At 61.2% G+C, this 21,291-nt stretch carries 18 protein-coding genes; 13 read left to right on the top strand and 5 right to left on the bottom strand.

Annotation, left to right across the window (positions count from 1 at the left end):
- Positions 1 to 48: 48 nt before the first annotated feature.
- The 6 genes from araD to ACQY1L_RS20200 all read left to right on the top strand — a co-directional run bounded on the left by araD (position 49) and on the right by ACQY1L_RS20200 (position 8,663).
- On the top strand, positions 49 to 1,785 hold the full coding sequence (gene araD, locus ACQY1L_RS20225) for an L-arabinonate dehydratase (RefSeq protein ID WP_430245870.1): 1,737 nt from the start codon (positions 49 to 51) through the stop codon (positions 1,783 to 1,785).
- Between the two features lie 20 nt (positions 1,786 to 1,805).
- Complete coding sequence (locus ACQY1L_RS20220; RefSeq protein WP_430245868.1) at positions 1,806 to 2,516, top strand: ribonuclease activity regulator RraA; 711 nt, start codon at positions 1,806 to 1,808, stop codon at positions 2,514 to 2,516.
- A gap of 363 nt (positions 2,517 to 2,879) precedes the next feature.
- Complete coding sequence (locus ACQY1L_RS20215; RefSeq protein ID WP_430245866.1) at positions 2,880 to 4,868, top strand: BCCT family transporter; 1,989 nt, start codon at positions 2,880 to 2,882, stop codon at positions 4,866 to 4,868.
- A gap of 254 nt (positions 4,869 to 5,122) precedes the next feature.
- Positions 5,123 to 6,382, top strand: coding sequence for a DUF2254 domain-containing protein (locus tag ACQY1L_RS20210; RefSeq protein WP_430245863.1), 1,260 nt, complete (start codon positions 5,123 to 5,125; stop codon positions 6,380 to 6,382).
- A 164-nt stretch (positions 6,383 to 6,546) separates the two neighbouring features.
- Positions 6,547 to 8,049 (top strand): dihydrolipoyl dehydrogenase family protein, encoded by a 1,503-nt coding sequence (locus tag ACQY1L_RS20205; protein ID WP_430245861.1) that lies wholly within the window; start codon positions 6,547 to 6,549, stop codon positions 8,047 to 8,049.
- The gene (locus tag ACQY1L_RS20200; RefSeq protein WP_430245859.1) at positions 8,046 to 8,663 is read left to right on the top strand and encodes a CDP-alcohol phosphatidyltransferase family protein; all 618 of its coding nucleotides are present in this window, start codon (positions 8,046 to 8,048) and stop codon (positions 8,661 to 8,663) included. The genes ACQY1L_RS20205 and ACQY1L_RS20200 overlap by 4 nt, the downstream gene beginning before the upstream one ends.
- 17 nt (positions 8,664 to 8,680) lie before the next feature.
- On the opposite strand, the gene ACQY1L_RS20195 is transcribed toward ACQY1L_RS20200, so the two are convergent.
- Positions 8,681 to 9,289, bottom strand: coding sequence for an RNA polymerase sigma factor (locus tag ACQY1L_RS20195; RefSeq protein WP_062463278.1), 609 nt, complete (start codon positions 9,287 to 9,289; stop codon positions 8,681 to 8,683).
- Between the two features lie 154 nt (positions 9,290 to 9,443).
- Here ACQY1L_RS20195 and ACQY1L_RS20190 point away from each other — a divergent pair, with 154 nt between their 5' ends.
- The 6 genes from ACQY1L_RS20190 (at position 9,444) to ACQY1L_RS20165 (ending at position 15,334) form a co-directional block, all read left to right on the top strand.
- Positions 9,444 to 10,235 carry a TVP38/TMEM64 family protein gene (locus tag ACQY1L_RS20190; RefSeq protein WP_430245856.1) on the top strand — a complete coding sequence of 264 codons (792 nt, stop codon included), beginning with the start codon at positions 9,444 to 9,446 and terminating at the stop codon, positions 10,233 to 10,235.
- On the top strand, positions 10,232 to 10,516 hold the full coding sequence (locus ACQY1L_RS20185; RefSeq protein ID WP_430245855.1) for a zf-HC2 domain-containing protein: 285 nt from the start codon (positions 10,232 to 10,234) through the stop codon (positions 10,514 to 10,516). The genes ACQY1L_RS20190 and ACQY1L_RS20185 overlap by 4 nt, the downstream gene beginning before the upstream one ends.
- An 87-nt stretch (positions 10,517 to 10,603) precedes the next feature.
- Complete coding sequence (locus ACQY1L_RS20180) at positions 10,604 to 11,833, top strand: ABC transporter substrate-binding protein (protein ID WP_430245853.1); 1,230 nt, start codon at positions 10,604 to 10,606, stop codon at positions 11,831 to 11,833.
- 42 nt (positions 11,834 to 11,875) lie between these two features.
- On the top strand, positions 11,876 to 13,564 hold the full coding sequence (locus ACQY1L_RS20175; protein ID WP_092663438.1) for an ABC transporter permease: 1,689 nt from the start codon (positions 11,876 to 11,878) through the stop codon (positions 13,562 to 13,564).
- Positions 13,564 to 14,238 (top strand): ATP-binding cassette domain-containing protein, encoded by a 675-nt coding sequence (locus ACQY1L_RS20170; RefSeq protein ID WP_062577766.1) that lies wholly within the window; start codon positions 13,564 to 13,566, stop codon positions 14,236 to 14,238. The genes ACQY1L_RS20175 and ACQY1L_RS20170 overlap by 1 nt, the downstream gene beginning before the upstream one ends.
- Positions 14,231 to 15,334 (top strand): FAD-dependent oxidoreductase, encoded by a 1,104-nt coding sequence (locus ACQY1L_RS20165; RefSeq protein ID WP_430245851.1) that lies wholly within the window; start codon positions 14,231 to 14,233, stop codon positions 15,332 to 15,334. Before ACQY1L_RS20170 ends, ACQY1L_RS20165 begins: the two co-directional genes overlap by 8 nt.
- Positions 15,335 to 15,441: 107 nt before the next feature.
- Here the strand turns inward: ACQY1L_RS20165 and ACQY1L_RS20160 are convergent, their stop codons facing one another.
- Positions 15,442 to 16,659, bottom strand: a complete 1,218-nt coding sequence (locus ACQY1L_RS20160) for an aminotransferase class III-fold pyridoxal phosphate-dependent enzyme (RefSeq protein WP_430245849.1) — start codon at positions 16,657 to 16,659, stop codon at positions 15,442 to 15,444.
- Between the two features lie 277 nt (positions 16,660 to 16,936).
- On the opposite strand from ACQY1L_RS20160, the gene ACQY1L_RS20155 reads away from it, so the two are divergent.
- Positions 16,937 to 17,659, top strand: a complete 723-nt coding sequence (locus ACQY1L_RS20155) for a GntR family transcriptional regulator (protein ID WP_156461761.1) — start codon at positions 16,937 to 16,939, stop codon at positions 17,657 to 17,659.
- 23 nt (positions 17,660 to 17,682) lie between these two features.
- On the opposite strand, the gene ACQY1L_RS20150 is transcribed toward ACQY1L_RS20155, so the two are convergent.
- The 3 genes from ACQY1L_RS20150 to ACQY1L_RS20140 form a co-directional block, all read right to left on the bottom strand.
- The gene (locus ACQY1L_RS20150) at positions 17,683 to 18,681 is read right to left on the bottom strand and encodes a transketolase family protein (protein ID WP_430245847.1); all 999 of its coding nucleotides are present in this window, start codon (positions 18,679 to 18,681) and stop codon (positions 17,683 to 17,685) included.
- The gene (locus ACQY1L_RS20145) at positions 18,678 to 19,544 is read right to left on the bottom strand and encodes a transketolase (RefSeq protein WP_430245845.1); all 867 of its coding nucleotides are present in this window, start codon (positions 19,542 to 19,544) and stop codon (positions 18,678 to 18,680) included. Before ACQY1L_RS20145 ends, ACQY1L_RS20150 begins: the two co-directional genes overlap by 4 nt.
- A 63-nt stretch (positions 19,545 to 19,607) precedes the next feature.
- Positions 19,608 to 21,275, bottom strand: coding sequence for a N,N-dimethylformamidase beta subunit family domain-containing protein (locus tag ACQY1L_RS20140; RefSeq protein ID WP_430245843.1), 1,668 nt, complete (start codon positions 21,273 to 21,275; stop codon positions 19,608 to 19,610).
- Positions 21,276 to 21,291 lie beyond the last annotated feature (16 nt).

Here is a 21,291-nt window from a genome sequence, read left to right as displayed (position 1 = left end):
CGATCGTCTTGATCTTGGAAGAGTGCCCTCGCGGCACGGGAGTTTGGAATGGCAGGCAGGAAGACTTACGAAGAACTACGCTCGGCGCGCTGGATGATGCCGGATGATCAGCGGTCGTTCGGGCACCGGTCGCGAACGATGCAGATGGGATATGCCCCGGAAGACTGGGAAGGCCGGCCGATCATCGCGATCATCAACACCTGGTCGGATGCGCAGCCCTGCCACATGCATTTTCGCGAGCGTGTGGAATGGGTGAAGCGCGGCGTGCTGCAGGCGGGCGGTTTCCCGATGGAGCTGCCGGCGCTCTCTCTGTCTGAAAACTTCGTCAAGCCGACCACGATGCTTTACCGCAACATGCTCGCCATGGAGACGGAAGAGCTTCTCCGCTCGCACCCGGTCGATGGCGCTGTGCTGATGGGCGGCTGTGACAAGACCACGCCGGGCCTGGTGATGGGTGCGGTATCGATGGGCGTTCCCTTTATCTACCTGCCGGCAGGACCGATGCTGCGCGGCAACTATGCCGGCAAGGCGCTGGGCTCCGGCACCGATGGGTTCAAATACTGGGACGAGCGACGGGCCGGCACCATCTCCAAGGAGGAATGGCAGGGGATCGAGGGCGGTATCGCTCGAAGCTACGGTCACTGCATGACGATGGGTACGGCCTCCACGATGACGGCGATTGCCGAAGGCATGGGGCTGACGCTGCCCAACGCCTCTTCCATTCCGGCTGCGGATGCCAACCACCAGCGCATGTCGGCCACCTGCGGGCGTCGCATCGTCGAGATGGTGTGGGAGGATCTGACGCCGGACAAGGTGATCACCCCTGCTGCCGTGAACAATGCGGTGACGATCGCGATGGCGACGGGGTGTTCGACCAATGCGATCATTCACCTGATCGCCATGGCACGCCGGGCTGGTATTCCGCTGGAACTCGACGACCTCGACAGGATCGGCCGCACCACGCCCGTCATTGCCAATATCCGCCCATCCGGCAGCACCTATCTGATGGAAGATTTCTTTTATGCTGGCGGCCTCAGGGCTCTGATGAAGCAACTGGGCGACAAGCTCGATCCGGCGGCGATCACCGTTACCGGCCTGCCGCTGACTGACGGTCTGGATCAGGTGAAGATCTACAACGAGGACGTCATTCGGCCGCTCGACAATCCGGTCTATCATGAAGGGTCTCTCGCCGTGCTGAAGGGCAACCTTTGCCCGGATGGAGCGGTGATCAAGCCCGCCGCCTGCGATCCGAAATTTCACAAGCACCGCGGCCCGGCACTGGTGGCAAACAGCTATGCCGAATTGAAGACGATCATCGACGACCCGGATTATCCGCTGACGCCGGAAACCGTGCTGGTCCTGCGCAATGCCGGGCCTCAAGGCGGGCCGGGCATGCCGGAATGGGGCATGATCCCGATGCCGAAGGCGCTTCTGAAGCTCGGCCTGCGCGATATGGTGCGGATTTCCGATGCCCGCATGTCGGGCACGAGTTTCGGCGCCTGCGTGTTGCATGCCTCGCCAGAAGCCTTCGTCGGCGGTCCGCTGGCGCTGCTGAAGACTGGTGACATGGTGGAACTCGATATTCCGGCACGCAGCCTCAACATGCTGGTCGCGGGCGAAGAGCTCGACGCGCGTCGCGCCGCCTGGGTGGCGCCGGAGCCGCGCTATGAACGGGGCTACGGCTTCATGTTCACCAAACATATCGAGCAGGCCGACAAGGGCTGCGACTTCGACTTCCTGAAGACGGACTTCGGCGCCAAGGTGACCGAGCCGGCGATCAACTGAGCAAGCATCAAGGAGAAACTATGAACCCCGCAACCCGTGACAAACTGATGGGCGTCTCCGTCGCAACGCTCTGCTCGGCGCTCTACAAGCGTGGCCTCAGGAACCAGACGATCCAAGACGTGCGGCCGGTCAAGCCGAAGGGCAGCAACATGGTTGGGCCCGCTTTCACGCTGCGCTACATGCCGGCGCGCGAGGACCGCAATCCCATGACGGTGTTTCGCAACCCTCAGCATCCGCAGCGCCACGCGATCGAGACCTGCCCTCAGGGGCATGTGCTTGTGATGGACAGCCGAAAGGATGCACGTGCGGCGTCCGCTGGCGATATTCTCATTACCCGGCTGATGGTGCGCGGCGGGGCAGGGGTCGTGACCGATGGCGGCTTTCGTGACGCGATGGTGATCGGCGAACTGGACATTCCCGCCTATCATCACCGACCCTCCAGCCCGACAAACCTCACCCTGCACGAGGCGATCGACATCAACGTGCCGATCGGCTGCGGCGACGTCGCCGTATTCCCGGGCGATATCGTGGTCGGCGACGACGACAGTGTCATCATCATCCCGCTGGAAATCGCCGACGACATCGCAGACGAGGCGGTCGAGATGACGGCCTACGAGGATTTTGTCGCCGAACGGGTCAAGGCCGGCCACACGATCATCGGCCTGTATCCCGCTACGGACGAGAACAATTTGTCGATCTTTGCCGAATGGAGAAAGGCGAATGGTCGGTGAGGGGATGGAGGCCGGGGTCCAGGGTGACGGTCGGCCAAGACCTCTGGAGGTGGCGCTTGCGAAGCTATTTTGCCCTACCACGATGATCTGTGGTTGCCGCGCGTTTCAACGCCTCACCGGAGGCCGACATACGCTGTTCGCGAGTAACGACGGCCAAGCTGGAGCACGATTGCAAACTTCGGTCTCGTATCATGTCTCGCCGTCATGGTCGAAGAATGGACATTTGCGATAGGCATCGGCTTGCGTCGTCATTGTGGACTTTTCAGGAGCGCCGCCTAGTTTCCATGAAAAGCGGCCGGATTGGGGCGGGATCGTCCGTCCCAATGATCCGCAAGTCGGAGCGCAGGAGGACAAATCCGCGGTATGAAAAGTTTTGTCATCAACCCCCCGGTTTTCTACGGCTCAGTCATCGTCATCGGTCTGTTTCTGGTGGTCGGCATCGCCATACCCGGGCAAGCGGGCGCTTTTTTTGGCGCCGTACAGGCATCGATCCTCGGCGCGTTCGGCTGGTTCTATTTGCTTTCCGTCGGCATATTTCTCGCATCCGTCCTGCTGCTCTGTTTCGGCCGCTTCGGACAGCTCAAGCTTGGTCCGGATGATTCCGTTCCCGATTTCCGCTTTCTGTCGTGGATCGCCATGCTGTTTGCCGCCGGCATGGGGATCGGCCTGATGTTCTACGCCGTCGGTGAGCCGATGACGCATTTCATGGCGCCGCCGACGGCCGAGCCGCGTTCGGTCGCAGCCATGCGCGAAGCAATGACTGTGACCTTCTTCCATTGGGGGATCCACGCCTGGGCAATCTACGCCGTTGTCGGCCTGTCGCTCGCCTATTTCGGCTATCGCTACAACCTGCCGCTGACGATCCGTTCCGGCCTCTACCCGATTCTCAAAAACCGTATCGATGGTCCGATCGGTCACGCGGTGGATATCTTTGCGATTGTCGGCACGATGTTTGGGATCGCCACGTCGCTCGGTGTCGGCGTCTCGCAGATCAATGCGGGTCTCAACCATCTTCTCGGCGTTCCGATCGGCATCGCTGTGCAGTTGCCGTTGATCGCAGTCGTGACCGCGATGGCGACAGTGTCGGTCGTGACCGGCCTCGACAAGGGCGTCCGCATCCTGTCGGAAACCAACCTTATCGTTGCCATCCTGTTGATGATCTTCGTTCTCGTGGTTGGTCCGACCAGCCTGTTGTTTCGGGATTTCGTGCAGAACCTCGGTCTCTATTTCGACACGCTGGTCCTGCGCACATTCAACATCTACGCCTATGAGCCGACGCCCTGGGTTGATGCCTGGACCCTGTTCTACTGGGCCTGGTGGATCTCCTGGTCGCCATTCGTCGGCATGTTCATCGCCCGCATTTCCCGCGGCAGAACCGTGCGGGAATTCGTCGTCGCCGTCCTCTTCATTCCCGCCGGGTTCACCTTCTTCTGGATGACGGTGTTCGGCAATACAGCGATGTTTATCGATACCGGCATCGCCAACGGCGCTCTCGGCGCGGCTATCGCCAATGACGTATCAGTGGGGCTGTTCCGGTTCTTCGAGTATCTGCCGCTGCCGGCAATTACCTCGACGCTCGCGGTTCTGCTGGTGTCAATCTTCTTCATCACCTCGGCAGATTCGGGTGCGCTTGTCGTGGACTCCATTGCAGCCGGCGGCGAGACGAACACGACAACAGGACAGCGGGTTTTCTGGTGCGTTATGGAGGGTTTCGTGGCGGGGTGCCTGCTGCTCGCCGGTGGCCTGACAGCGCTGCAATCTGCCACTGTCGCCAGCGCGCTGCCGTTTGCCGTGATCATGCTCGGTCTTGTCCTTTCGCTGTATCTGGGCATGCGAGAGGACCTTGCACAGCGCGATGCGCACAACGGCGCCACTCTTCCGGCTGCCCAGCCGGCATCCGGGCAGACCTGGCAGCGGAGACTGGCCCTGATGCTGGCCACCGCGACCGAAGCCGATGTCCGTCGCTTCATCGACACGTATGTGCGTCCAGCCCTTGATCAGGTCGCGCAGGAACTGACCTCCCGGGGACGGCATGCGCAGGTGGTCGATGACACGGACGGAGCGATCGTCCTGCGCTCACCCGCACAAGATGTTCGTGACTTTGTCTACGGTGTCACACCCACAAAGCAGCGCGTCGCGAGTTTTACGCCTGTGCGGGCCGGAGAGCCTGAGTTTCGCTTTGAAGCGCGGACCTATTTCTCGAGCGGCAATCGCGGGTATGACGTGATGGGGATGTCGCGCGATCAACTCATCAGCGACGTCCTGGCGCAGTTCGAACGCTATCTTCACCTGGTGCATTCGCCGGAGTTTCAGCTGGTCCACAGTGCTCCAGAACATCCATCCGGAATATAGCTGTTATGGGGGGCGGCCTCGTTGCAAGGCGCGCCTGTTACCATAACAGGTCCGACGCTCATCGTAGCGGAAGGCGGTCTGTTCGCAGACGCTTGATCCGAGATCCCGCTACGTGGGTTGAGCTCCAAAGCGGACACCAAGTGTCGCGGCAGACTGACGGGCGACCTCATTAATCCCAACTTGGCAGGCAAAGGCGTACACCTGAGACGTCGACAAGAGACGGCCCGCGATGAGCCAGAAGAGTGAGAAGACCGATGACATCACGCTGGGTTTGGCTTTTGTCGAAACTGGTCCGGAAAATCTGGTTTCGGGCAAGTCTGTTTTCCATCCTTGCCATTATCACCGCACTTGTCGCCATCGTCGCCAGTCCGTTCATTCCAGGTGATCTTCCGACGAAGATTGGCGCTGACGCTGTCGACAATATCCTGGGCATCATTGCCTCGAGCATGCTGACGGTCACGACATTCTCCCTCAGCACTATGGTGTCGGCCTATTCGGCTGCGACCAGCAACGTCACACCGCGTGCGACCACGCTGGTCATGGAGGACAGCACGACGCAGAACGTGCTCGCGACCTTCATCGGCTCCTTCCTCTTCAGTCTTGTCGGGATCATCGCGTTGAGCACCGGCGCCTACGGCGACCGCGGTCGCGTCGTTCTCTTTGTTGTGACAGTTGCCGTGATTGTGCTGATTGTCGTCACGCTCTTGCGTTGGATCGACCACCTTTCCAGGCTCGGGCGTGTCACAGAAACGACCGAGAGAGTGGAAAAGGTCACCGTAGAGGCGATGCGGTCCCGGCGTAAGCAACCGTATCTCGGCGGAAGCCGGTTAAGCGCTTTCGAGACCATTCCGGCCACGGCGAGACCGGTCTTTGTCGATCGGATAGGGTACGTGCAGCATCTTGATACCGGCGCCCTTTCCGGCATCGCAACCGACGCGAAAGCGCAGATATACATTCACATGATTCCGGGTCAGTTTGTGGATCCGTCGACGCCGGTTGCGTGGATCGACGGCGCCGATGACGGCGAGGAGACAACGGCAATCTCCCGCTGTTTCACGGTGGGCGATACCAGGTCCTATGATCAGGACCCGCGATTTGGCGCTGCAGTTCTGTCGGAGATTGCGTCTCGCGCCCTTTCGGCGGCCACCAACGATCCCGGTACCGCGATCGATGTTCTCACGCGGACAGTGCGCGTTCTGGCTGTCTGGAACGAAACGACAGGGGAGGATGAGCATGAAGTGCCGTATCCAAATGTCTACGTGCCGGCGATCAGCCTTGACGAACTGTTTGATGATCTCTTCACACCGATCGCGCGGGACGGCGCCGGCGTTGTCGAAGTCGGGCTGAGATTGCAGAAAGTGCTGCGAATTCTCGCGACGTTTGAACATGATCGCTATCGCGAAAATGCCATACGCCACTCGAGGGAGGCCCTTGAGCGGGCCAAACATGGACTGACTTTGCCGGCGGATTTCGAGCGCGTAAAAGCCGCGGCAGAGGCGGTTGGGGGATTGTAGCTGCGGTTGTTCAAGCGTGACGAGCGAAGCCAGCATCGCGTAATAGCGCTGTTCTGAAGGGAAAATCCATTCATCACAGGAAATCTTGATGAAGCCTTGTAACAATGTGGATTCCTGCGCGTCTTCCTGAAGCAACGTATATTGCGGGTGGAAAGACGAAATCTATGGACCAGAACGAGGGCTTTTCCCGATCCACCTGGACGCGGCCGAAGCGTTTCGATCGCAACCTGGTGGTCATTGGCGCCGGATCCGCTGGGCTGGTGTCTGCCTATATCGCTGCCGCCGCCAAGGCGAAGGTGACGCTGGTCGAGGCGAACAAGATGGGCGGCGATTGCCTCAACTTTGGCTGCGTCCCCTCGAAGGCCCTGATCAAGAGCGCAAAGGTGGCGCACCAGATGCGCCATGCAGACCATTACGGCCTGGAGCCGGTCGAGCCGAAGGTGCCTTTTTCCGCCGTGATGGAGCGGATCCACAGGGTGATCGCCGAGATCGAGCCGCATGACAGCGTCGAGCGCTATACGGGGCTCGGCGTCGAAGTCCTGCAGGGCTACGCAAAGCTGATCGATCCCTGGACGGTGGAAATTTCCCTGAACGAAGGCGGCACGCAGCGTCTGACGACGCGCGCGATCATCATTGCGACCGGCGCCCAGGCCTTTGTGCCCCCGATACCGGGCCTCGCCGAAATTGGCTATCTCACATCCGATACCATGTGGGAGCGGCTCCGCGATCGCCCTTCTGTGCCGCAGAGGCTCGTCGTTTTGGGCGGAGGGCCGATCGGCTGCGAGCTGGCGCAGAGTTTTGCTCGACTTGGCTCCGAGGTCACGCAGATCCAGATGGCACCACGGCTGATGATGCGTGAGGACGATGATGCGGCCAGGGTCGTCGAAGCCTCGATGAAGGCGGACGGCGTCAATGTGCTGACCAGTCACAAGGCGGTCGCCTGTGGCGCGGATGCCGGTGAAAAATGGATCGAGGTCGAGAAGGACGGGGCCAAGTTCCGCATCGGCTTTGACGAGATCATCGTCGCGGTCGGACGCGCCCCGAGGCTGAAGGGCTTCGGGCTCGAAGATCTGGGCATCAAGGTCGATCGTGTGGTCGAGACCAACGAATACCTCCAGACCCTTCATCCGAACATCCTGGCGGCAGGCGATGTTGCAGGGCCCTACCAGTTCACCCATGTCGCCGGGCATCAGGCCTGGTTTGCGGCGATCAATGCGCTGTTCGGTGATCTCAAGCGCTTCAAGGCCGATTACTCGGTCATTCCGTGGGCGACCTTCACCGATCCGGAAGTGGCGCGTGTCGGGCTTTCGGAAGACGATGCCAGGCAGAAGAATATTCCGCATGAGGTGACGCGTTTTGGCTTGGACGATCTCGATCGCGCGATCGCTGATGGATCCGCCCGCGGCTTCGTCAAGGTGCTGACCGTGCCGGGCAAGGACAAGATCCTGGGTGCAACCATTGTCGGCGAGCACGCCGGCGACTTGCTTGCAGAATTCGTCTTCGCCATGAAACATGGCCATGGGCTCGGCAAGATCCTCGGCACGATCCATATCTACCCGACGCTGGCAGAGGCCAACAAGATGGTGGCAGGCCAGTGGCGCCGCAATCACATCAACGGGTTTCTGCTCTCGCTGCTTGAACGCTTCCAGACCTGGAGGCGCGGATGATCGACGCCAAGATCCTGCCGCTGCAGAAGGCAACTCTGCAGCCCATCGCTGCGTTTCTGGCCCATCGTGGGGTTCGTGCAGATCAGATCAGCCTCGTTGGTTTCGGGGGCGGGCTCGGCGCCTTCGCCGCTCTCTGCCTCGGCTACTTTTGGGTGGCGCTTCTGCTGATCCTTGTGAACCGGGCGCTGGACGGGCTCGATGGTGCGGTTGCCCGCCTGCATGGTCCGACGGATCGTGGCGCGTATCTCGACATCGCGCTCGACATGGTCTTCTACGCGCTGATCCCGCTCGGTTTCGCGGTTGCGGTGCCCGAGATCAATGCGCTGCCCGCAGCGGTGCTGATCGTGTCCTTCGTCGGCACAGGCTCGTCCTTCCTCGCTTTCTCGGCAGTTGCGGCGAAACTCTGCCGCGAGGCCCCGGAATTTCCCACCAAGGGCATCTACTACGCTGGCGGTCTCGCCGAAGGCTTCGAGACGATCGCGGTCTTCATCGCCATGTGCCTCTTGCCTTGGCATTTCCCGCTGATTGCCTATGGATTTGCCGCGCTTTGCGGGGTGACGACCGTCATCCGCTGGCGCCAGGGCTGGGTCGCCTTTTCCGGAGATGATCGATGAGCCACGCCGTGTCCCTCTCAGAGATCCGCATTCAGCCGGTCAAGCGCGTTGCGCACCGTCAGCCGCGCTCGGTGCAGAAGTACCCGCATATTGCCCTCGGAAATGTCGAGAAGGGTGCAGACCTCCGCCGGATCGAGCTCCTGCTGGCCGCGCAGGATCAGCACCGCGCGCTGCGCCTGAGGCAGAGTTTCGATGACGGCTTCCACATGCTGCAGAACGCTTCGACCCTCGACATGGCGTTCCGGCGTCAGGTTTTCCCAAAGTGCGGGCATGGTACGCCAGTGGCCGCGCCCGTCGAAAGCGTCGTTGAGGGTGCCGTCGACACCAAAATCGTCGAAAGAAACCGTGCGGCCTTCGCGTCTGGCGCGGCTGCGCGCCTTGTTGATCAGGATAGTGTAGATCCAGCTTGCAAGCGATCCGCGCCCCTCGAAGAGATCGATGCGGTCGAGCACTGTGACCCAGGTGTCCTGCGCGACGTCTTCCGCGATGACACGCGAGCGGACGATGCCGTTGCAAAGGCGGATCATCGCAGCATTGTGCCGACGATAAAGCAACTCGAACGCTGCCGCATCCCCCTCGACGAGACGCAGCGCCAGAGCCCGATCATCACAATCAACCTGCGCCATGCTGCCCCCAACCTCAGCTCAGGCGTCATTAGCGAAACAATCGCCTTCAAAGTCCAGCCGCATTCGATCCTATCAAGCCATAGTGACCACGCGGGATCTGTCGCGCCGGTACATCCGATCCCACAAGGCATGCCGCAGTTTCACGGAAACCGCCATGATTGACAGCCGTTCCCCACAACACGGCGCGCCGCCGGATGACGAGCCCACCACCTCGAAGGGCGCTGTCGGCCAAGGTAGCGTGTGGCGTTATACGCCCTTGGTCCTCGTCATCGCTGGCCTCGCACTCGGCTATGCCGTCGGCCTGCAGGACTATCTCAGCCTCGGATTTCTTGCCGAACAACGGCAGGCTTTGAGGAGTTACGTCGACGCCAATGTCCTCTGGTCGGCCGTGATCTTCCTGCTCGTCTATATCGCGGCCGTCGCCTTCTCGTTTCCGGCAGCGTCCGTGCTGACCATCTTCGGTGGTTTCCTCTTCGGCTGGATGATCGGGGGGGCGCTGGTGGCCGTTGGTGCCACGGTCGGTGCGGCGATCCTGTTCCTCGCCACGCGCTCGGCCTTCGGCGATTTTCTGCGCCACCGGGTTGATGGGGTCATCAAGAAGATGGCGGACGGTTTCCGGGAGAATGCCTTCGGCTATCTCTTCGTCATCCGTCTCGCTCCGGTCTTTCCCTTCTTCGTCGTCAATATCGCGGCTGCCCTGTTCGACATCAGCCTCGGTCGTTTCATAGCCGCCACGTTCTTCGGCATCCTACCAGGAACTTTCGCCTATGCCTATCTCGGCCAGGGAGTTGACAGTGTGCTGGTCGCCGCGCAGGCGAGCGGAAGGCAAGCGCAGATTTCGGATCTCGTGACGCGCGATATCACGCTCGCCTTCTTCGCGCTGGCGCTGGTGGCGCTGATCCCGACGCTCGTGCGGCAGATCCGCAAGCGCAGGAGTTCGCAATGAGCGTTCACTTTACCACATCCGGGGAGGGCTTAGCCATGTTTCGATGCAGTGAAGTGGTCGAGCGCGCCAGCCTTCTGATCGACGGCGATCTCGGCTTCTGGCCGCGGCTCAACATCAAGCTCCACCTGGCGATTTGCCGGGGATGCCGGGCCTTCGTCGAACAGATGCGCATCACCCATGATCTGACTGCAATGGCGGGCGCCCTACATGATCCGGCACCAAGCGAGGAGATTACGGCCGCGCTCGCGCGACGAAAAATGGGTCCCGGCAAGAAAGCATGAAACCCGGCGCATCTCGAAGACGTAACTCAAACAGGAGCCGCAGCGCGTCAGCGTCAGGCGGTCGACTTTCAGGGAGTAGGGCACAGAATGCGATTGATGACAGGGATTTTCGCCGCCGCTTTGATGGCAGCCACAAGTAGCTTTCCGGCGAGAGCCGCCGGCCCCGAGCTTTCCGACTGGGCAGCCGTCGAGAAGGCAGCAACCGGCCAGACGGTCTATTTCAACGCCTGGGGCGGCTCGGAAAACATCAACGCCTATCTCGAATGGGTGGGCGCCGAGATGCAGTCACGCTACGGGGTGAGCGTGGTGCAGGTGAAGCTCGAGGATACCGCAAGCGCGGTCGCCAAGGTGATCGCCGAGAAAGCCGCCGGCAAGAATGACGGCGGCTCGGTCGATCTCATCTGGATCAACGGCGAAAACTTCGTCTCGATGAAGCAGCAAGGGCTGCTCCTCACCCCCGGCTGGGCAAGCTCGCTGCCCAACTGGGCCTATGTCGATGTCGAAAACCAGCCGACCATCCTCACAGATTTCACCGAGCCGACAGAGGGCCTTGAAAGCCCCTGGGGTGGCGCGAAGATGGTTTTCTTCCATGACAGCGCGCGCACCGAAGCCTTCGCCATGCCGGACAACGCGACTGCGCTTCTCAATTGGGCGAAGAAGAACCCAGGCCGGTTTTCCTATCCGGCCCCACCGGACTTCAGCGGCTCGTCCTTTCTGAAACAGGTTTTGAGCGAGGTGATCGCCGACCCCTCCAAACTGGCGAAGCCGGTCAGCGAAGAGACTTTTAACGCTGATGTCGAGCCGCTCTTTGCCTATCTCGACCAGTTGCATCCGGCAGCCTGGCGTTCGGGCAAGACATTCCCGCAGAACTATTCGGATATGAAACAGAAGCTGGCCGACGGCGAACTGGACATCATCTTCGCCTTCAATCCGTCGGAAGCCTCTGCCGGGATCAAGGCCGGCGAACTGCCCCAGACCGTGCGCTCCTTCACCTTCTCCAAAGGCACGCTCGGCAACACCCATTTCGTCGCCATCCCCTACAATGCCAATGCGAAGGAGGGGGCGCTGGTGACGGCGAACTTCCTCATCTCGCCTGAAGCGCAGCTTCGCAAGCAGGACCCGACTTATTGGGGTGATCCGACCGTTCTCGCCATGTCAAAACTGCCGGAGCCGGATCGTGCCGCCTTCAAAGCGCTCGACCTCGGCGCAGCCACCCTTGCGCCGGACAAGCTCGGCCCCGTGATTGCCGAGCCGCATGCGAGCTGGATGGAGCGCATCGAGGTCGAATGGCGCCGGCGCTACGCCAGCGGAAACTGAGCTGTGACAGCCCAGGCGACCGATCGCTCCTTTTTGAACGGAATGACCGCACTTCTTCCGAGGAGTGCGGTTGCCGTCACGCTTAGCCTTCTGGTCCTGCCGATCACTTTCGGGCTCCTCGGCACGTTGCTGCCGGCCTTCGGCTATCTGCCCGCACTCGGCGGACATGACCTCAGCCTGCAACCCTTTCGAGATCTTGCGGCGACACCGGGTCTGCCAACAGCGGCAGTCTTGAGTGTAGCAACCGGCCTCGCCGCCACCCTGATTTCTCTCGGCATCACGCTGATCTTCGTTGCGAGTTACGCCGGCACACCGACGCTGTCACGCCTGCAGCATCTGCTGTCGCCTCTCCTGGCCGTGCCCCATGCGGCGGCCGCTTTCGGGCTCGCCTTCCTGATCGCGCCATCGGGTTTCCTTATTCGCCTCGTCGCGCCTCTCTTTGGCATTGATCGGCCGCCGGACATTCTTATCCCCCATGACCCGATGGGGCTGACGATGATCGCGGGCCTCGTGATCAAGGAAACACCGTTCCTGTTTCTGGTCACGTTGGCGGCCCTGCCGCAGGTGGAGCTTTCCGCTGCGCGAAGGCTTGCAGCCTCCTTCGGTTATGGGCGTATTGCGGGCTTCGTCTACCTGCTCTGGCCGTCGCTTTACCGGCAGATCCGTTTTGCCGTCTATGCCGTCATCGCCTACTCGTCCTCGGTCGTGGATGTGGCGCTGATCCTTGGTCCCAACCTGCCCGGCACGCTCGCGACCCGGCTCGTCCAGTGGATGAACGATCCGGATCTGTCCGTGCGTTTCCTCGCCTCGGCCGGTGCCGTCCTGCAACTGGGCGTCACCCTGGCAGGATTGCTCTTGTGGTTGATGCTGGAGCGGGTCGCTGCGGTCCTGCTCCGCGCATCGCGGGACAGGGGATGGCGGTTCGTTCGCGACCAGTTGCTGCGCCGCGCGTCGATCCTGGTCGTCGGCCTGATCGGCGGAGCCGTCTTCGCAGGCCTCGCCATTCTGGCCATCTGGTCTGTCGCCGGTCTGTGGCAGTTTCCCGATATCCTGCCGCAGAGTTTTACGCCGAGGAGCTGGATGAGTGCCTTGCCGCGCATTGGCGATCCGCTCGTAACGACACTGGTGACAGGTCTCGCCTCGACGCTGCTGGCCATCCTGCTGACCGTCGGCTGCCTGGAGCGGGAGATTCAGACGGGACGCCGCGTGAGCCAGAAGGCGCTGTTGATGCTCTACCTGCCGCTGATCGTGCCGCAGATCACCTTCGTTTTCGGCCTGCAGCTGCTTTTCATCGGTAGTGGTGGCGGCGATTACAGGCTGACAGCCCTCGTGCTCGTGCACCTGGTCTTTGTGCTGCCTTATGTCTTTCTCTCGCTCGCCGATCCCTGGCGCGCGCTCGATCGTCGCTACGAGATCATTGCGACAGCACTCGGCCGGTCACGGCTGTCGGTGCTCGTGTCGATCCGCCTGCCCATGCTGGTCCGTCCGATCCTGACAGCACTTGCCCTTGGCTTTGCCGTCTCGGTTGGGCAGTATCTGCCAACCCTCCTGATCGGGGAGGGGCGGCTCTCGACCATCACCACGGAGGCCGTCGCTCTAGCCTCCGGCAACAACCGCCGTGTCATCGGAGTCTATGCCCTGCTGCAGACCATCCTGCCTTTCCTCGCCTTCGTGCTCTTCGCGCTGATCCCCGCAGCGCTCCACCGCAACCGCCGGGATATGAGGGTCTGATGATCGTCCAGCGACAGCCGACCAATGGCCTCTCCCTCTCGAATGTGTTGATCCGTCTGGGTGATGTCAGCCTGATTGCGCTGACCGCGGACGTTCCTCCCGGTTCAGTCGTCACCGTCATGGGACCTTCGGGATCGGGCAAATCCACCTTGCTGTCCTTCATCGGCGGGTTTCTCGATCCTGTATTCGACGCCAAAGGGACCGTCTTTGTCGATGGTGTCGATCTCCTGTCGCTGGAGCCGCAAGCCCGTCGCGCCGGGATCCTGTTCCAGGACCCGCTGCTCTTCCCGCATATGTCTGTTGGCGCCAATGTCGCCTTCGCCATTCCGGCAGATGTGCGAGATCGCCGCCAACGCCGGCAGATCGCGGCAGACATTCTCGCCGACATGAACCTTGCAGATTTTGCGGATCGGGACCCGGCCACGCTCTCCGGCGGGCAAAAGGGCAGGGTGGCGCTTGCTCGCGTTCTCGTCTCCCGGCCGAGATTGCTGCTTCTCGACGAGCCCTTCTCCAAGCTCGATATGGAGTTGCGCGCCCAGATGCGAACCCTCGTGTTCGAGCGTGCAAGAACCGCCGGCCTGCCGGTCATTCTTGTCACCCATGACGAAGCGGATGCCGAGGCCGCTGGCGGTCCCGTTCATCGTATTGGCATGAAGGGAGCAGCTCATGACTGAGGCGAACGCGAAAATCCCGGTCGTGCTTCTCGGTGGTGGCCACGCCCATGTCGAGGTGGTGCGCCTGTTGGGGCAGATGGGTCTCGGCGCGCAGATCACGCTGGTTTCGCCATCGCGCTATGCGCCTTATTCCGGCATGCTTCCGGGCCATATCTCGGGGGAATACGGTTTCGACGATTTCCACATCGATCTGGCGACCTTGTGCGCGCGCGCTGGCGGCGCCTTTGCCGAAACCACGGCGACCGCTATCGACCCGGAACGCCGGGTGGTCTCAGTCGCGAGCGGCCAAAACCTCGGCTACGGGCTGCTCTCGATCGATATCGGCTCCACCCCTATACTGCCCGACGGCATATCGGCCGGCATCTCCGTAAAGCCGATCGCAAGCTTTGCCGATCGCCTTGCCCGGCTCGATGCGCTGGCCCCAGAAGGACGGCTCTCAACGATCGCGGTCGTAGGGCAGGGGGTGGCAGGCGTGGAGGTCGCCTTTGCGCTCAGACGCCGGTTTTCCGGACGAGACATCCGCATAATACTCGTCGGACGGGCAGCGGAGCCGGTTCCGGAGCGCAGTCGGCGGGCGCGGCATTTGTTGGAGCGGGAATTGCGAAGGGCGGCCATCGCCCATCACCCCGCGTTCGATGTCGTCGCTTTCCACGACGCTGAACTCATCGCCCGTGATGGGCGGCGGCTCGCAGCAGATCAGGTCATCTGGACGACGTCGAGCGGCGCACCAGGCTTCTTGCGCGAGACCGGCCTTCTCCTCGACCAAAACGGTTTCATTCGCGTGGATGATACGCTGCGATCCCTTTCGCATCCGGATGTCTTCGCTGCCGGCGACGTCGCATCTCTGCCGAGCCCCCGTCCAAAGGCCGGCGTGTTTGCCGTGCGCCAAGGACCGGTCCTGGCCGAGAACATCCGCCGCAGCCTCTGCGGAGAAGCCCCGCTTTCTTATCAACCGCAACGGCAGTGGCTGGCACTGATCTCTCTCGCCGACGGGCGGGCCATTGCCGACAAGTGGAACATAGCCGTGGCCGGCCGCTGGGTGGCCAATTGGAAGCATCGCATCGACAGCCGCTTCATGCGGAAATATCAGGAGTGAAGCGGCCGCCTTGTCGCTATTTCTCGAAGCGAGCCCATTCTGGTTGATCGTTCAGTGCGCCTCGAGCGAGCGGGTAACCGTGGCAACACTGCATGAGGCGCGCCGAGCTAATTCGGAGCAGTCTTTGCAACAGTTGCAAATCCGTGCTCGGCGGCTTCGAGAGCGACGGCGATGTCAGCTTCCGTATGGGCCGCGCAAAGGAACATGTTGTGCCGCGGATGGAAATAGACGCCCTTGGCAAGGGTTGCGTTACAGAACGCATATCCTTTCGCGAAGTCGGCGTCGTCGTCAAACAGAACGGTCGGCATCTGCGCGGGGCCTGACTGACGGATCGATAGACCGAACTGGCGTGAACGTGTTTCCAGACCATCGCGCAGCATTTGACCAAGCCGCGCAATCTTGTCCGGGACGTTGTCGCGGCGGACCACCTTTAGCGTTGCAAGAGCGGCAGCCATCGACACGGCACCAGCCCAGAATGAGCCCGTGACGAACACCTGCGAGGCCGCCTTGCGCAGCCAGTCACTGCCGGTCACCGCCGAAAGGGCGTAACCGTTGGCGATTGCCTTGCTCCAGGCGGAAAGATCGGGACTGACGCCAAGCGGCTCCCAGCTGCCGGCCGTATGAAGACGGAAACCGGTGCGAACCTCGTCGAGGATAACGGCCGCACCTTTGGCGTCGGCGAGCCGTCTTACGGCCCTGGCAAAATCCTGAGTGGGCAGTTCCTGATCAAAACTCATGTCGTGGCGATAGGCCGAGACGACGATCGAGGCAATGTCGTCACCAGCTTCATTGACCGCATCTTCGAGCGATTCAATATCATTGAACGTGTAGTAGGCGAGGTGAGCACGATCTTCTGCCGTTACGCCGATGAGCGACGGAGAGCACCACGGAACTGCGCCGTGATAGGCGCCCTTGGCGACAAGGATTTTCCGCTTACCGGTCGCCGCGCGAGCAACAGTGACGCAGGTTGTAGTAGCGTCGGTGCCGTTCTTCTGGAACATTGTCCAGTCGGCGTGGGAAATAGTATCCACTACGAGTTCGGCCAGTTCGACCATGACTTCAGCTGGTCCGTTGAGGCAATCACCCATGCGCCTCTGGCGTTCGGCCGCCTCCTCGACTTCGGGGTGCTTGTGACCCAGGAGATTGGGACCCCAACTGCACATGAAGTCAACATAGCGGTTGCCATCGACATCCCAAAGCAGGCCACCTTCGCCGTGGCTGAAAAACTGCGGATATCTGTCCGGCAGCTTTGCAGCATTCAGGTGTCCCCACATTCCACCAGGAACGACTTTTTGTGCACGTGCGCGCAACGCGGCGTCTTGCATCCTGACCAGCTCCAACATCGAAAACTCCATCTGATAATTTGATATATCATATATGTCGGTGGCAAACAATATTTAATAGAGAAATTCGAACGCGTACCCCTGTCTCGTGCCGCCGACGTATCATAACAAATGGTGAGAGAATCGTGGGAGGCAGGGCATCATCTGTACCCAAATCAACGCTCCGGCCGCCGACGCTTGAAACAACCGGCGCCCTCCACGTATATTATATATAGTCCGTGGCTTTGGTTGGCATGGTTCGGCTGTGATGGGGAATGAGATGAGTGGATCGGATCGGGCGACAGACCCGAATGGTGTTGGACCAGTCGCACGCGATAGCCTCACCGGACTGGTTTACAACAACCTTCGACAGGCTTTGATGGAAGGGCGTTTCTGGCCGGGCCATCGCTTTAAGATCCGCGACCTGGCTGCAACGATGAATGTGTCCGAAACACCGATTCGCGAAGCCCTAATGCAGCTCGTTCGCGCCAGAGCTTTAGAAATGCAGGCGGGTCGTTCAATCGCCGTGTCCCACATGACCGCCAAGCAGTATATCGAGCTGCGGACGGTCAGGCTGTTCTTGGAGGGCCTTGCGGCGGAACACGCGACGACGCGTGTATCGGAAGCAGACATCGATCGTATGGAGGCCATCCACGCCGAACTGATTGCCGCGGAGAAGCAGCAGCGGTGGTCGGATGCCGTGCGCGCCAACTGGCAGTTCCATCGCGGCCTGTACGAGGGGTCCGAACTGCCGGAGGTCCTGGCCATACTAGACGATATCTGGATGCGCAACGGTCCGCTCTTGAACTTTCACTACCCGAGCGCTCCCCCGACCTACCCGAACGAGCATCAGCACCTCTCCGTCCTCAAGTACTTGCGGCAGCGTCGTGCGGACAAGGTACGCGAGGCCATTCAGGCAGACATGATGGAGGGTGGCCAAAACCTAGTGCGCCTGCTAGAGAAATCCGGCGGTACCCGATACCTGCCGCCACCCACTCCCTGACTCTGCAAAGTTTGTAGCGCCTGTTATCGCTCCTGCTGCGCTAGGGTCTGCCGCACCGTCGCGGCTAGGGCATTTGCGGATAGTCCATATTTCTCGAAGAGAAATGGCGTGGTGCCGCCTTCCGCAAACGTGTCGCGGACGCCGATCCGGCGGAATTTCGACGACACGTCGTTCTCCATCAGCATCTCCGCCACCGCGCTGCCGAGCCCGCCGATGATCGAGTGATTCTCCGCCGTAACCACGAGCGGCATCCGTCGGGCGAGGTCGATCAAGTCGGGATCGAGCGGCTTGATCGTCGACATGTCGACGATCGTCATTTCGACGCCCTCGCGGCTCAGTTCGTCAGCGGCCGACAGTGCGATGTCGACCATCATGCCGCAGGCGACAATCAGACCCTGTCTGCCCTCGCGCAGCACCCGCATCTTCCCGATGGTGAATTCGGACGCGGTTTCACCGGCTCTTTCCGTCCCGTCGGTGCGCTTTAGCCGAAGGTAGACGGGACCGTCATACTTGGCGATCGCGGCGACCGATGCACGTACTTGGTCCGGGCTGCTCGGTTCGATTACCGTCATGTTCGGCAAAGCGCGCATCAGGGCAATATCGTCGATCGCCTGATGGGATACACCAAGCAGTGTCGTCAATCCGGGAATGACGCCGACGATCTTCACGTTGGCGCGTGGATAGGCGACTTGCATCGCCACCTGGTCGTAGCAGCGACGGGTGACAAAGACGCAAAAGCTGTGAACGAATGGGATTTCGCCGGACCGGGCCAAGCCCCCGGCAATGCCGATCATATTGGCTTCGGCGATGCCGACCTGGTGAAAGCGCTCCGGCAATTGATCCCGAAACAGGTCCGTCTCCGTTGGAAGTGTCAGATCCGCCGTCAGGCATACAATCCGTTCGTCGTCGCGTGCGGCCTGCAATAGCGCTTCGCCGTAGTGTTTCCGTGCAGTTGCCGCAGACGCACCACGCACGTTGAAGTCCAGGACTTCCAGCGATCCGCGATCTTTGCTCTGGCTCATGTTCGCTCCTTTGCGTCAGCAAGTGCGACCAGCGCTTCCTCGGCGACGTCGGCTGGCAGTTTCAGATTGTGTGCGAGGATCCCTTCGAGCGAAGGCACGCCCTTGCCGGCAATCGTTGTGGCCACGAGGCAGGTCGGCCTGTCCCGACCACGGGCTTGATCGAGCGCCGTTAGCAATGCCGGAATATCGTGTCCGTCGATGTTCTCGGATGCCCATCCGAATGCCTTGAACTTCTCGGCAACGGGCTCAACCGATACTACCTTGTCGATGTGACCTTCGACCTGCATGCTATTGTAGTCGATGATCAGACAGAGATTGGAGAGACCGGCGCTGCCAGCGTAGAGGGCAGCCTCCCAGAGCTGGCCCTCCTGCAATTCGCCGTCGCCAAGCACCACATAGATGCGGCTGTCCGACTTCCTGCGCCGTGCTGCCAGCGCCATGCCGATGCCAACCGAAAGGCCTTGTCCGAGCGAGCCAAGCGTTGCTTCGATCGCCGTGCCGACCCGCTCCGACGCGTTGACCTCGAATACGGAGCCGTCCTTGCAGTAGTCGCGCACCAGATTTCGGTCGACGAGCCCGCGCGCAGCAAGCGTCGCGTAAAAGATCGCAGTGTTATGCGCCGTCGAGAGAAGAAAGCGGTCGCGATCCGGCCATCGCGGGTCGGTCGGGTCGAGCCGCATTTCGGCGAAATACAGGACGGCAAAGAGATCGGCTGCACCAAGCCCCTGCTGGACGTAACCCTGGCCCGTTGGCGCCACGAGATCGATCACGTCGCGCCGGAGGGACAGGGCGATGCGCGCAAGTTCAGCTGCATCGCGTATGCGGACTGCAGGCTGCCGTTCGCGGCTGATGGCACTGTTCATAGGCTAGGCCCTCCCAAGCCATCGTTCATTTCTGACATTGTTGCGGACCTCCCTCGGTGCGGTTCAGCCAGCCGTGAACCGGTCGAGGATGTTGCGGGTGATGCGCTGAGTAAAGGGATCGCCACGCTTCAGGCCCATGACCCATTCACAGGTGGCAGCGGTCAACACCTCGCCTTTGCCGCGGGTCATGTGCACCATCATGCCGGAACCGTATTTGTATTTGGCGAGCCCCTCTGGCGTTACTTCGCCGGTCACGCATTCGACAAGGCCCTCGTGGTCGCTGCCGCGCACATAGTAGCGGAAGCCTTCGCCTTCGGGCTCGTCTTCGGCGAGTACCGCCGGCGACATGGCAAGGATCTCGATCGTGTCGGGTTGGCCCTCGACCTCGACGGGGTAGGGGAGGCCGTGGCGGAACGTGTAGTCCAGCCCGTCCACCTCGTAGGCGAAGATATGCTGCTTGTCGCCGAAGATGTCGGCATAGTGCAGTCCGGTCCCCGCAAATGCCCAGTGGGTCGGTCGGTAAACGGTCATGCCTTTCTGGCCGTTCGGGGCGAAACCACCCCAAGATGCGTACATCCCGTGCGCACCGTTGACGCCGACGGTGGAGGCGCCTGGCCACTTCACGGTGTGGTCTTCCCAGGCGCTGGTGAGCAGGTGCGCCTTGTCCGTGCCGGCGACCGGGTCCTTCTGGCTTGCTTTGAATTTGTGGCAGATCTGGCGTTTGCCATCCTCCTCAAGCCGGATCTGCCAGAGGAAGTTGGCGCCGAAGCGAGCGAGGTGTCCACCGCCTTCGACATAGCGCTCAATCGTCTCGCGCATCTCCCAGGTCCAGTATTCGTCATGACCGATAATTGTGACGCAAGGATAGGCGTCGAGCAGTTCCGGTCGGTAGTGCAGGTCGGTCTGGGTAATCATGTCCAGCTCGAACCCCTCCTTTTCGGCCCAAAGCACGAAGTGACGGTCGAATTGCGCCCATCCGGCGGCCGCATAATACTGGCCGAAGCCGTTGGCGTAGGCCCATTCCTTCATCGCGTATCGCGGTGCATCACCCATTTCCGGCGCGGGATCGGCGCAGATGCGCGGGGCACCCGCTGGTAGCCAGACGATCCCGCGCGTCCAGGGCCGTTCCAGCGAGAGGACGGGCGAGGGCTGGTCCTGCTTTTCGCCCTCGACGCCGAAATAGTGGTTAGCACCGCCAAAGTCATTATAGGACGTCCAGGTGCCGGTAGGCAGGACCATCAGGATCTTGGCGCGGCGGGTTTTGTCCGTGGGGCGCACGACAAAGAAGTGATGCTGGACGAACTTGATGCCGTTCGGCCTCTCGCAGGTCGAGACGACCCTGTAGAAGCCAGACTTGAGGTCGACCGGAAGCGTCCACTGATGGCTGACCGGCCAGTTGCAGCCGTTACGGTAGGCATCCTTGGGTGTTGACGAAAATACGCCGTTGATTGCCTCGACCTCATGCACCGTCTCCGGGTGCAAACCGTCACGATAGATCTGCATGCGCCATGTCTTGGCAGTCGAGGTCGAGTGGAAGGTGACCTCGTCGCCCGGATCGTAGGAGATCGCATCTGTGTAGGTATAGACCTCGGGAATATCGGGATCTTCGCGCGGCGCTTCGTACCATGGCTGGCTGTTCCAGTGATCGTCGGCATACATTGGCCGCACCTTGCGGGGCGCAACATTCATGGTGCCGAGTTCAGGCGATTGGAATTCCGGTCTGTCTGCCATTGGTAAAGGTCTCTTG

The sequence above is a fragment of the Neorhizobium sp. DAR64862/K0K3 genome (assembly GCF_050500185.1).
Taxonomy (GTDB): domain Bacteria; phylum Pseudomonadota; class Alphaproteobacteria; order Rhizobiales; family Rhizobiaceae; genus Neorhizobium; species Neorhizobium soli.
This window is presented reverse-complemented; position numbering and strand designations above follow the sequence as displayed.